Origin of the sequence: Mumia xiangluensis (assembly GCF_010994095.1) — a bacterium.
GTDB lineage: Bacteria > Actinomycetota > Actinomycetes > Propionibacteriales > Nocardioidaceae > Mumia > Mumia xiangluensis.
The window spans coordinates 257,261-269,526 of record NZ_WJYO01000002.1; the positions used below are offsets into that span (position 1 = coordinate 257,261).

At 71.3% G+C, this 12,266-nt stretch carries 11 protein-coding genes; 4 read left to right on the forward strand and 7 right to left on the reverse strand.

Features of this window, described 5'->3' with window-relative positions; all coding sequences use genetic code 11:
* Positions 1-21: 21 nt before the first annotated feature.
* A complete protein-coding gene (locus tag GH747_RS07370) occupies positions 22-771 on the reverse strand; it encodes a class I SAM-dependent methyltransferase (protein ID WP_228552819.1) in 750 nt (249 codons plus the stop codon).
* A gap of 89 nt (positions 772-860) precedes the next feature.
* Between GH747_RS07370 and GH747_RS07375 the strand changes: the two genes are divergently transcribed.
* Positions 861-1,976, forward strand: a complete 1,116-nt coding sequence (locus tag GH747_RS07375; protein WP_149768942.1) for a glycosyltransferase family 4 protein — start codon at positions 861-863, stop codon at positions 1,974-1,976.
* 54 nt (positions 1,977-2,030) lie between these two features.
* On the opposite strand, the gene GH747_RS22525 is transcribed toward GH747_RS07375, so the two are convergent.
* On the reverse strand, positions 2,031-2,177 hold the full coding sequence (locus GH747_RS22525; protein WP_465263343.1) for a DUF2613 family protein: 147 nt from the start codon (positions 2,175-2,177) through the stop codon (positions 2,031-2,033).
* A gap of 137 nt (positions 2,178-2,314) precedes the next feature.
* On the opposite strand from GH747_RS22525, the gene GH747_RS07380 reads away from it, so the two are divergent.
* Entirely contained in the window at positions 2,315-3,196 is an 882-nt protein-coding gene (locus GH747_RS07380; RefSeq protein ID WP_149768943.1) for a decaprenyl-phosphate phosphoribosyltransferase, read from the forward strand.
* Between the two features lie 24 nt (positions 3,197-3,220).
* Here GH747_RS07380 and GH747_RS07385 read toward each other — a convergent pair whose 3' ends face one another.
* Complete coding sequence (locus GH747_RS07385; protein ID WP_149768944.1) at positions 3,221-4,771, reverse strand: MmpA family trehalose lipid delivery protein; 1,551 nt, start codon at positions 4,769-4,771, stop codon at positions 3,221-3,223.
* Between the two features lie 94 nt (positions 4,772-4,865).
* Here GH747_RS07385 and GH747_RS07390 point away from each other — a divergent pair, with 94 nt between their 5' ends.
* Entirely contained in the window at positions 4,866-6,035 is a 1,170-nt protein-coding gene (locus GH747_RS07390; RefSeq protein WP_163695372.1) for an MATE family efflux transporter, read from the forward strand.
* 60 nt (positions 6,036-6,095) lie between these two features.
* On the opposite strand, the gene polA is transcribed toward GH747_RS07390, so the two are convergent.
* Positions 6,096-8,798, reverse strand: a complete 2,703-nt coding sequence (gene polA / locus GH747_RS07395; RefSeq protein WP_149768946.1) for a DNA polymerase I — start codon at positions 8,796-8,798, stop codon at positions 6,096-6,098.
* A 50-nt stretch (positions 8,799-8,848) separates the two neighbouring features.
* A complete protein-coding gene (locus GH747_RS07400) occupies positions 8,849-9,457 on the reverse strand; it encodes a GNAT family N-acetyltransferase (RefSeq protein ID WP_163695375.1) in 609 nt (202 codons plus the stop codon).
* A 150-nt stretch (positions 9,458-9,607) separates the two neighbouring features.
* Between GH747_RS07400 and GH747_RS07405 the strand changes: the two genes are divergently transcribed.
* Entirely contained in the window at positions 9,608-10,354 is a 747-nt protein-coding gene (locus tag GH747_RS07405) for a DUF554 domain-containing protein (protein ID WP_205602842.1), read from the forward strand.
* Positions 10,355-10,473: 119 nt separating this feature from the next.
* Here GH747_RS07405 and GH747_RS07410 read toward each other — a convergent pair whose 3' ends face one another.
* Both GH747_RS07410 and GH747_RS07415 read right to left on the reverse strand, forming a co-directional pair.
* On the reverse strand, positions 10,474-11,421 hold the full coding sequence (locus tag GH747_RS07410; protein WP_149768949.1) for a hypothetical protein: 948 nt from the start codon (positions 11,419-11,421) through the stop codon (positions 10,474-10,476).
* A gap of 181 nt (positions 11,422-11,602) precedes the next feature.
* Positions 11,603-12,253: an ANTAR domain-containing response regulator gene (locus tag GH747_RS07415; protein WP_228552820.1), complete on the reverse strand. Its 651-nt coding sequence runs from the start codon at positions 12,251-12,253 to the stop codon at positions 11,603-11,605.
* Positions 12,254-12,266: the final 13 nt, after the last annotated feature.

The following is a 12,266-nucleotide window of genomic DNA, read 5'->3' on the forward strand; positions in this document are numbered from 1 at the left end:
GCGAGGGCCTGGGTCGCGGTGTCAGCGCCTGCGAAGGACGATCGCGAGGTTCCACGTCGTCACCTCCCGCAGCACCGGCACGTGCAGCGTCCACCAGGCCCAGCGCGGGTGGTAGCGCGGCATCAGCTCGAGCACGTCCGCGTCCGTCTGCGTCCGGGCCCACCGCATGCCCGCGCCCGCCGTGACCGCGAACAGCGAGGTGCCGAAGTCGTTCTTGGGTCGCTTGCCGTGCGTACGGGCGTACCGGTCGGCGGCGCGGTAGCCCCCGAGGTAGTGCCACGGCGCTGTCTCGTGGCCGCCCCACGGCCCGAACCACAACGTGTAGGACAGGAAGACGAGCCCGCCGGGACGCGTGACCCGGAGCATCTCGTCGGCCATCGTCCAGGGCTCGGGAACGTGCTCGAGGACGTTGGAGGAGTACGTGACGTCGAAGGCGCCGTCCCGGAACGGCAGGGACATGCCGCTGCCGATGACCGTGCCGGGCTCGGGGTCGCCGAGACCGGACAGCTCGCCCAGGTCGGAGTCGAGCGGCGTGTACGAGGCGCCCGCGGCCCGGAACGCGCTCGCGAAGTAGCCCGGACCGCCGCCGACGTCGAGGACGTGCTTGCCGGAGAGGTCGGTGTACTGCGAGAGCTGCCCCACCGAGTCCGCCGCGAGCATGCCGTAGAAGTGGTCCGGGTCCGTCTGCTCCACGCGGTGCGCACGGAAGAGCCGGATAGAACGACCGAGCGTCGGGCGGGAGGTCGGCGTGGCGAGGGACGGATCGGTCACCCGCCCGACGATATCCGACCAGGTCGAGCGTTTCGTGACGTGCCTAACTCGCTGGTAACCTGGCGATCTTGGGAGGGAGACCAAGTCTTATGTCGCTGCGTCCGATACGCCCGCGCCACGTGCTCATCTGCAACTGGCGCGACACCCGCAATCCTGAGGGCGGCGGCTCCGAGAAGTTCGTGGAGGAGGTCGCGCTCGGTCTCGTCGACCGCGGCTACCGCGTGACGGCGTTCTGCGCGGCCCACGACAACGCGCCTCGCGACGAGGTGCGCGACGGCATCCGGTTCGTCCGGCGCGGGGACAAGATGGCGGTCTACGCGTTCGCGTTCCTCGGCCTGCTGCTCCGCCGTTTCGGCAGGGTCGACCTCGTGGTCGACGTCCAGAACGGCCTCCCCTTCTTCACGCGGCTCGCCACGCGCAAGCCGGTCGTCGTCCTCGTGCACCACGTGCACCGCGAGCAGTGGCCGGTGGTCTATCCCGGCCTCGTCGGACGCATCGGCTGGTGGGTGGAGTCGTGGCTGGCTCCCCGCCTCTACCGGCACTCCCGCTACGTCGCGGTGTCGACCGCCACCCGGGACGAGCTCGTCGCGCTCGGTGTGGAGGCCGACCGCATCTCCATCGTCCACAACGGCACCGAGCCCAGCCCCGTCACGCACGTGACGCGCACCGAGCAGCCCTCGATGTGCGTCGTCGGGCGCCTCGTCCCGCACAAGCAGGTCGAGCACGCCATCGACACCGTGGCGCAGCTCGTCGAGATCCCCGGCCTCACGCTCACCGTCGTCGGCGACGGCTGGTGGGAGGAGGAGCTTCGCGCGTACGCCGCCAGCCTCGGCGTCGCCGACCGGGTCGACTTCACAGGGTTCGTGGACGAGCGCACCAAGCACGAGATCTATGCGAGCAGCTGGGTGATGGCGCTGCCGTCCCTCAAGGAGGGCTGGGGGCTGGTCGTCGGAGAGGCTGGCTCTCACGGCACTCCCACGATCGCGTACCGCTCGGCCGGTGGGACGCGCGAGTCGATCGACGACGGCGCGTCAGGCGTGCTGGTCGACGAGCACGCCGAGTTCGTGGCGGCGGTCCGTCACGTGCTCACCGACGACGAGGAGCGTCGTCGTCTCGGCAAGGGCGCCTTCGAGAAGTCGCAGATGTTCACGTGGGCACAGACGCGGGAGGGCTTCGCCAGCGTGCTGGCGAAGCCCTCCCGGTAAGTCTGTCTTCTAAAGCTCAGTCCGTCTTCTCAAGCTCAGTCTGTCTTCGAAGGCTCAGTTGGAGCCGTAATCGACGACCTGGGACGTCGGCTGGGTCGGGCTGCTGTCTGCCGCCTGCGTCTGAACGACGCCGACGACCGTGGCTGCACCAAGACCGGCACCAACGACGATGGCAGCAACGCCGCCAAGGAAACCACCCACGAGATTCTTCCCTCCTGAAGTCCGAGCGCCCAGGTTACCAGCCGGTTAGGCCGAATGACCAACATCTCTTCTCGGAGAACGTACCGATTCCATCACGAGGGCGACCTGAGAGCGCCATCCCCTAGGCTTGGCGCACGATGAGATCCCTGACACGCCGTTCCCCGGTCGCCGGTCTGGTCGTCTCGATGCGGCCACGCCAGTGGCTGAAGAACCTCATCGTGGCGACCGCCCCGCTCGCAGCGGGCGTCCTCACCGATCCGCCCGTCCTGGCGCGGGTCGTCGTCGCGATCGCGACGTTCACGCTGGTGTCCGCCGCGGTGTACCTCGTGAACGACGTCTGTGACGCCGAGGAGGACCGGCGGCACCCGATCAAGTCGCTGCGTCCCATCGCCGCCGGTGACGTCACGCCGCCCACGGCACTGGCTGCGGCGACCGTGCTCGCTGTGATCGGAATCACAGCCGGCACGCTCCTCGCCTGGGAGCTCGGCCTCACCCTCGCGATCTATCTCGGCCTCCAGGTCTCGTACGCCCTGTGGCTCAAGCACATGGCCGTCATCGACCTCGCCGTCGTCGCGTCCGGCTTCGTCCTGCGCGCGGTCGGCGGCGGCGTCGCCGTGGGTGTGGTCCTGTCCCAGTGGTTCCTGCTCGTGGCCGCCTTCGGCTCGCTGTTCATGGTGGCCGGCAAGCGCTACTCGGAGCTGCAGGCGCTCGGGAGCGCGGCAGGGACCCGCCGCTCGCTCGAGCTCTACTCGGAGTCGTACCTGCGATTCGTCTGGGGTCTTGCCGCCGGTGTGACGATCACCGCGTACAGCCTGTGGGCCTTCGAGATCTCCCCGGAGTCGGGCACCCCGTGGCAGGCGATCTCGATCGCACCGTTCGTCCTCGGCGTGCTCCGCTACTCGGTGGACGTCGACCGAGGGCTCGCCGGGGAGCCGGAGGACATCGTGCTGCGCGACCGGGTGCTCCAGACGATCGGCGTAGCGTGGCTGATCACGTTCGCGCTGGGCGTCGCGGCCTGACCCGCTGCCGCTCGGGCGTGCACGTCAGTCGGGTACGGCGTAGACGGCCAGGTCGCCCTCGCTGAACACCGGCTCCAGCTCGCTGAGCAGGTCGGCGAGGTCGTCGGCGCCGGGAGCGTCGAGCTCCACGACCACGAGCCCGATCCCCTCGTCACGCAGACCCGCCACGGGATCGCTCGAGTCGAGGGCCTCCCCCACCGCCTGGGCGCGCTCGTCCTCCCCCGCGATCACCTCGCCGGAGACGACCAGGTCGTCGTTGACGACGGTCTCGCGCGGGAAGTAGCGGCCGGCAGGATCGAGGACGACCCGCCCGTCGTTCCATGCCGGAGCACGGAACGAGCTGAAGGGCAGCGCGACGAGGTCACCCTCGACGTCGGACTCGGCGATCGCCGTACGGGCTTGTGCCCACGCATCCGGGTAGGCCACCGGCTGCAGACGCCCCGCGGCGCCCCAGGCGAGATCGGGCATGGCCAGCACCGGCAGCAGGATCGCGACCGCCAAGAGTGCCCACCGCGCCGACTTCTCACGTACGCGCCCGGCGAGCGCCCCGACGCCGGCGGCGACCAGGTACGCCTGCAGCGGCGCCATCAGCGCGAGGTAACGGGCGCCGTCTCGCAGCAGCCCACCGCCCGGCACGGTCGACACCACCCACTCGAGCAGGCTCGGGGCGATGGCACCGAGCAGCGCGACAGCGAGACCGATCGCCGCCGCGGGCGCCAACGCCAGCACGGTCGTACGACGCCCTGGCCGTCGCCAGGCCGCCACCGCGCCGAGCGCCATGACGGCGATGAGGATCAGGCAGAAGACCGTCGCCGTCACCAGGTCGCGGGACTCCGGGACGACGTCGGTGTTCCAGATCCCGCCGAGGGTGAGCGCCGCGCCGAGACGTCCGAGACCCGCCTCCGGCTGCAGCGCGAACGCCCCGACTCCCGCCGGGTCGCTCCTCCCGACCGCCGGATGGGCGAAGCCCGCGACGATCCACGGCAGGTTGAGCACGAGCGCGACCACGAGGACCCGGCCGCAACGGCGCCACCCGCACACGGAGAGCGCGAGGATCACGCCGATCACCCCCGAGGCAGGGGTCAGCGCAGTGGCAGCCAGCGGCAGCACGAGCCGCCACCACCGGACCTGCTCCCCCGCCCGGACCCGCAGGCACACCACGACCAGCCACGGCAGGGCCGCGTACGCGACGAGCAACGGCCAGTGACCGATCACGAGCCGCTCCGCGACGTACGGGTTCCAGACGAACCACGTCGTGCCGGCCAGCTGCGCGCCGACGCCGAACCGCTCGAGCATCCGCATCGCACCCGCGCCGGCGACCACGAAGGTGCCGACGAGCACGATCTTCTGCAGCAGCCACCCGGGGATCGCCAGGTTGAGGACGGCAACGACAGCGTCCGACGGAACCGCCCGCGGCATCGCCGAACCGAGGCCCCACACGTCCGCACGGGTCACATCGAGGCGCGGCACGAACACCATGTCGTACGACAGGACGTAACCCCACGCGAGCATCGGAGCGCACACCAGCAACGCCATGACCCACGGCCAGGCGCGCCCCAAGCGACGTATGTCCATCACGCATGGTTATATCGGGTCCGTGCCCACGCCCCCTGCCGAACCGACGCGCGCACCCGCCGCTGTGAGCGCCGGAGGCCGTATCGCCGTGGCCATGACGCTCCAGAACGTCGGCGCGTACGCCTTCACGCTGCTCGCCGCCCGGTTGCTGATCCCCGCGTCGTTCGGTGCCCTGACCGCGCTGCTCGGTGTGCTCCTCGTCGCGAACGTCGCCTCGCTCGCTGTGCAGACGACGACCGCACGCCGGATCGCCGTCGCCCCCGAGCACGCCGACCGCATCGCCGCGACCGCCACCGCCGTGTCGGTGTCGCTGGGCGTGGTGGTGGGTCTCGGGCTCGTGGTGCTCAGTCCCGTCCTCGCCCCGATCCTCCAGCTCGACTCCGTGTGGCCGCTCGTGCTGTGCGGTGCCACGGTCGTCCCGCTGACCCTGATGGGGACGCTGGCCGGGATCACCCAGGGGCAGCACCGGTGGACGGTGCTCTCCGTGCTGTACATCGCCAACGGCGTCGGGCGCGTCGTGTTCGGCACCGCGGCGATGCTGATCAGCCCCACCCCGACTGCGGCGATCGCCGGCGTGATGGTCGGCGCCTGGCTCCCCGTCGTCGTGGGTCTGCGCTACCTCCGCCCCGGCGGGCTCGGCGGATCCCGGGCGTACGTCTGGGAGCTGCTGGCCGGGTCCCACGCGATGCTCGCCTACCTGGTGCTGAGCAACCTCGACGCCCTGCTCGCGCGCGTCGCGCTCTCGCCGCACGACAGCGGCCTCTACGCGGCGGGCCTCATCCTCACGAAGTCGGCGCTGTTCCTCCCGCAGTTCGTGAGCATCGTCGCGTTCCCGCGCCTCGCGCGCGCCCGGGCCGAGCGGGCACGCCGGCTCGCCACGGGTGCGGTGGCGCTCGTCGGCCTCGCCGCGACCGTCGCGACCGCGCTGCTGCCTGGCGTGGCGCTGATCCTCGTCGGCGGCGACCAGTACGCCGAGGTCAAGCCGCTGCTGTGGCTGTTCGCGCTCGAGGGCGCCATGCTCGCCATCGTCCAGCTGCTCGTGTTCGATGCGCTCGCGCGTCGCTCCCACGGCATCGTCACGCTGCTGTGGGTCGCCGCTGCCGTGGCCGGCGGGATCATCCTGCTCGCACCGCTGCACGTGCAGGGCGTCGTCATCACGATGACCGTGACCGCCACGGTCGTCGCCGCCGCCGCGTGGTGGCTGTCGAGCCGGACCCCCGAAGCGCAGCCCGCATCGGTCGGGCCGGGCGCGCAGGCCGCCTGACCGCTGGCTGCCGGGTCAGTGCCCGGCCTCGTGCCTGGCCTTTGCCAGGTCAGTGCCGGGTCAGTGCCCGGCCTCGTGCCACGAGCGTCCGACACCCACGGAAACGTCGAGCGGCACGGCCAACGAGGCCGCGGACGCCATCTCTGCGCGCACCAGCGCCTCGACCGCCTCTCGCTCGCCCGGCGCGACCTCGAGCACGAGCTCGTCGTGGACCTGCAGCAGCAGGCGCGACGTGAGACCCGACTCGCCGAGCGCACGACGCACACCGAGCATCGCCACCTTGATGATGTCGGCCGCCGACCCCTGGATGGGGGCGTTCAGGGCCATGCGCTCGGCCATCTCGCGCCGCTGACGGTTGTCGCTCGTCAGGTCGGGCAGGTAGCGGCGACGCCCCATGATCGTCTCCGTGAAACCCGTCCTGCGTGCCTCGTCGACCACGCCGCGCAGATAGTCACGCACCCCGCCGAACTGAGCGAAGTATTCGTCCATCAGCCCCTGCGCCTCGCGCGTCTCGATGCCGAGCTGCTGGCTCAGGCCGTACGACGAGAGACCGTACGCGAGGCCGTAGTTCATCGCCTTGATCCGTGACCGCATGCCGACATCGATGGCCTCCGGGTCGACCTGGAACACGCGCGATGCCGTGATCGTGTGGAAGTCGGCGCCGGAGTTGAACGCCTCGATGATGCCGTGGTCCTCCGACAGGTCGGCCATGATGCGCATCTCGATCTGGCTGTAGTCGGCCGTCAGCAGCGTCTCGAAGCCCTCGCCGACCACGAACGCCTCGCGGATCCGGCGACCCGCCGCGGTGCGGATGGGGATGTTCTGGAGGTTCGGGTCGGCCGAGCTCAGACGCCCCGTCGCCGCGATCGTCTGGTTGTAGGTGGTGTGGATGCGGCCGTCCGGAGCGACGGTCTTGCGCAGGCCCTCGACCGTCACGCGCAGCCGCGTGGCATCACGGTGCTCCAGCATGTGGAGCAGGAACGGGTGCTCGGTCTTGACGTAGAGCTGCTGCAGCGCATCGGCGTCGGTCGTGTAGCCCGTCTTGGTGCGCTTGGTCTTCGGCATGCCGAGCTCGTCGAACAGCACCACCTGGAGCTGCTTGGGCGAGCCGAGGTTGATCTCCTTGCCGATCACCGCGTACGCCTCGTCGGCCGCCGTGCGGACACGCGTGGCGAACTCTTCCTCCAGCGCCTCGAGGGCGTCGCCGTCGACGGCGATGCCCACCTCCTCCATGTCGGCGAGGACGTGAACCAGCGGGAGCTCGACGGTGTCGAGGAGCGTGCGGCCACCGAGCTGGTCCAGCTCGGTGTCGAGCGCCGACCCGAGCTCGACCACCGCGGACGCGGCGAGCATCGCGTCCTGGGCGGCTGCATCGTCCGCCACGTCGAGCGTCAGCTGGTCGCCGTGCTCCTCCACCCGCAGCTCGCGCTTGAGGTAGCGCAGCGCGAGGTCCTCGAGGTCGTACGAGCGCTGGTCCGGTCGAGCGAGGTAGGCGGCGAGCGCCGTGTCGCTGGCGAGCCCGTCCACCGACCAGCCCTGGGCACGGAGGGCGAGGATCGGCCCCTTCGCGTCGTGCAGGACCTTGAGCCGCTCCGGATCGGCGAGCCACGCGGCGACGGCGGACTCGTCGTCCGCCGAGAGCGTCGCGACGTCCCACCACCCCGCCGCGCTGCCGTCGGCGGTGGCCACCGCGATCGCGTCGACGCGGCCGGTCCCCCGGCCCCACGACCCGACCACGTGCACGCCCGTCCGGACGCCGGCAGGAGCGTGGGTGGCCAACCAGCCGGCGACCTCGCCCTCGCCGAGCACGGCGCCGTCGACCTCGAACCCCTCCTCCGCCTCGGGCTCGTCGGTGGACAGGGTCTCGAACAGCCGGTCGCGCAGCACCCGGAACTCGAGGCCGTCGAAGACCCGGTGGACGGCGTCGCGGTCCCACGGCTGGATGGCGAGGTCAGCGGACGTCACCGGCAGGTCGAGGTCGCGGACGAGCGCGTTGATCCGCCGGTTGCGGACGACGTCGCCGAGATGGTCGCGGAAGGACTGGCCCGCCTTGCCGGGCACCTTGTCGGCGTCGCGGACGAGGGCCTCGAGGCCGTCGAACTGGGCGAGCCACTTGGCGGCCGTCTTGGGACCGACACCCGGGACGCCGGGCAGGTTGTCGCTCGTCTCGCCGACCAGCGCGGCGACGTCGGGGTAACGCTCCGGCGCGACGCCGTACTTCTCCTGCACGGCCTGCGGCGTCATCCGCGCGAGGTCGGAGACACCCTTGCGCGGGTAGAGGACGGTCGTGCGATCGGTGACGAGCTGGAGCGCGTCACGGTCGCCGGTGCAGATGAGGACCTCGAAGCCGTCCTGCTCGGCCCGCGTCGCCAGCGTGCCGATGATGTCGTCCGCCTCGAAGCCGTCGAGCTCGAGGTAGGTGACGTGGAGGGCGTCCAGGACCTCCTTGACGAGAGCGACCTGGCCGGAGAACTCCTCGGGCGACTTGGACCGGTTAGCCTTGTAGTCGGCGTACTCGGCGCTGCGGAACGTCTGGCGGGACACGTCGAACGCGACCGCCAGGTGGGTCGGCTGCTCGTCGCGCAGCACATTGATCAGCATCGAGGTGAACCCGTACACCGCGTTCGTGTGCTGGCCGGTCGTCGTGGAGAAGTTCTCGACGGGCAGCGCGAAGAACGCACGGTAGGCGACGGAGTGGCCGTCGATGAGGAGGAGCCGACCGGCGTCGGCGGGAGCAGTGTCAGCGGTGCTGGGCGAGTCCACGAACCGACTCTAACGGGCGCGACCGACACCCCACCGGGGGCTGACCCCGGTCAGTCGGCGGCACCCGCGGCCGCCGCCTCCTCGGTCGTACGGCGGAGCGACCGGCGCACCGCGATAAGGCGGCCCGTGCCGCGTCCTGACGCCGAGCGTCCGGCCAGCCGCGCCTGCAGGACCCGCACCCGCGCCGCGCGGACCGTGGCGAAGTGACCGAACCCGATGCGGGTGAGGAACCGGTGTGCGTCGCGCGACGGTGCGGGCGCCCACGCGTAGACCACCGCCGAACCGACCTGGTCGGCCCAGTCGGCGGCGATGCTCATCAGCGACCACGCGACGCCGCGGCGTCGGTGGCGTGGGTGGACGTGCAGCTCGCTCACCACCACGACCGACCGCAGGTGGAGCGGCGTCGCGGCCGCGAGATCGGCCTTCATGACACCGACGATCTGCTCACCGCTGACCGCCACGCACAACCGCTGCGACGTACGGCGTGAGATGTCGGCGAGCGCCGCCCGGGACTCGTCCTCGGTGGGCACCACCCAGCCGACGCTGAGAGGATCGGTCTCGGCACTCAGCCCTTCGGCGACGCACAGCGACCAGAGCTCGATGAGCTCGCGGGCGTCGTCGGGATGGGCTTCACGGATCTCCAGCGGTAGACGGCCCACCACCCCTCCTCCCAGAGCCGAGCGACCGGGCGCCGGGCTCGGGGTGAAACACTACGCCGTGGCGGGCTCGGCTGTCAGCGGGCTGAGCGGTCGGTTTCGTGCAGTGGTCGACAACGTGGCGAGATGAACGATTCGTCCGGAGGAGGAAGCGTGTTCGTCGGAGCAGGCACGGTCGTGAACGTCGCCGCGATCCTCGCCGGGTCGGGCATCGGCCTGCTCGTCGGCAACCGCCTCCCAGCGCGCACGCGCGCGGTCGTGACCGACGGCCTCGGGCTCGTCACCCTCCTCATCGCCGGACTGTCCGTCGTCGCCGTCACCGACCGGGTGCTCTCCGACGCCGTCGGGCCGAGCGCGCCGGTGCTGATCGTCCTGGGTGCGGTGATCGTCGGCGGCGTGATCGGCTCGCTGCTGCGCATCGAGCACCGGCTGGAGAGCTCCGGGAGCTGGCTCCAGGCCCGCCTCGGAGGTTCCGGTGACGCGGGCGCGCGAGCGCAGTTCGTCGAAGGCTTCGTCACCGCATCCCTGGTGTTCTGCGTCGGCCCCCTCGCCATCTTGGGCTCGATCACCGACGGGCTCGGCGGCGGCGCCGAACAGCTCCTCCTCAAGTCGGCGCTGGACGGTTTCGCCTCGATCGCCTTCGCGGCCTCGCTCGGGGTCGGCGTGATGGCGTCCGCGATCGCGGTCGCCGCCATCCAGGGAAGCCTGACGGTCCTGGGAGCGGTGATGGGCTCGTTCGTTCCCGAGGCCCACGTCGTCGCACTGACGGCGACCGGCGGCGTCCTGCTGGTCGGCGTCGCGCTGCGGCTGCTCAACATCCGACCGGTGGCCGTCGGCGACATGCTCCCCGCGCTGCTGGTCGCACCGGTCCTGGTGCAGTCCATCGTCTGGCTGCGCTGAACGCCGTCACGCCCTCCCGTCTCTCTCCCCCGCTGCCCCGTCTCCGCTGTCGGTGCCTCAGCGTCCACCACGGGCGCGCACGTGGACGCTGAGGCACCGATCCTGGAGAACGGGGCGGATCAGCTCCGCGCGACGCGCCGTGGGGCGGGAACCCTGGCGAACAGGGCCCGCCACGACGCACCGAAGTCGGGAGGTGGACCGTCGTACCCACGTTCACGCAGCTTCTCGTGAACCATCAGCATCAACGCACGGGGGCGGCCGAGCATCGCGTCGGTGATCTGCCGGTACTCCACGTCGTGGTCGCGGAGCCCGGCGTACCGCCCGATGTCGCGGGTGAACTGCGTCATGTCCTCGGCGTGCTGTCGGCCTTCGTACTCGAGCACGAGCAACCACGCACGGAGGAGGAGATCGACGCATCCCAGCCACCTACCGCGTACGACGAGGTCGACGTTGACCTCCGGTGTCGGCAGGCCGCATCCGATCACGAGCACGCGGAGCTCGGACTCCTTCGGCGACCGGGCCCGCCCGTCGAGCATCGCCGCGACGCGCAGCGCCTGCGCCGCGCCCGGCCGCCAGGACTGCGCGGTGGCGAGTGAGACGAGCTCCTCCCGGGTCATGTGCCCGCGGTGGAGGAGCCAGTCGCCCCGCTTCACGAGGTCGATGAGCCGCTGGCGCTCACAGCAGCGGATGAAGGCTGCGGCCGGTGTCACGCCGGTCCCGTCCAGGGGCGGGAGCAACACCGTGCGGTGGAGGAAGACCCCCAGCAGGTCCCGATGCTGGTCCTCGTCGATCACGAACTCGAGCGGCCGTGCGGAGCCTGCGTCGTACCCGAGAAGGCGATGACGTGTCTCGCCGTCGACGTGGCTCCCCTCGGGGAGCGCGAGGCGGGCCGCCTCCACCTCGTCGGCGAACGTCATCGCATGTGCTGCGTGCACCCACACCCGCGGGTGCACGCGGCGGAAGCGCTTGCCCCGCAGGACCCTCTCCGACACGCCGAGGCCGGCGGCGTACCGCGCGGTGAAAGGCCCCGCACCGAGCTCCGGCGGGACGGGGCGCGGGGCAGGCATCCGCCGAGCATCGTGCGGACCGGGCACCGTGACCACTGCGGCACCGGCCCCCTGGGGACGACCAGGGCAACGGGACGCCTGCGGACAACGTCGTCCTCGCCCCATGCCCGTCCGCTGTCGGTGCGTCAGCGTCCACTCGGCCGGAGGCGGTGGACGCTGAGGCACCGCCGCGGGGAGGGGGCTACGCGGGGTCCGCAGGCGACTCGGACCCGCTCGAGCCGCCGAGCGCGGGACCGTGCTCCACGACGCCCTCAGCCACGGCACGCATCGACAGGCGCAGGTCCATCGCCGTCTTCTGGATCCACCGGAACGCCTGCGGCTCGGTGATGCCCAGCGCCTCCTGCAGGAGGCCCTTCGCACGCTCGACGGCGCGACGCGTCTCCAAGCGGTCCTCGAGGCTCGCCACCTCGGCCTCGAGCGCGGCGATCTCGGAGAAGCGGCTGACCGCCATCTCGATCGCCGGGACGAGGTCGGCCTTGCTGAACGGCTTGACGAGGTACGCCATCGCGCCCGCGTCGCGCGCACGCTCCACGAGCTCGCGCTGGCTGAAGGCCGTCAGCATCACGACCGGCGCGATGCGCTGCGAGGCGATCCTCTCCGCGGCGGAGATGCCGTCGAGCTTCGGCATCTTCACGTCCATCACGACGAGGTCGGGGCGCAGCTCCTCGGCGAGCGCGACCGCCTGCTCACCGTCGGCCGCCTGACCGACCACCTCGATGCCCTCCTCGGCGAGCATCTCGGCCAGGTCGAGGCGGATCAGCGCCTCGTCCTCGGCGATGACGACGCGGCGGACGGGCGGGAGCGTACCGGGGGTGCTCTCAGGAGAAGTCACGTGAGAAGGTTAT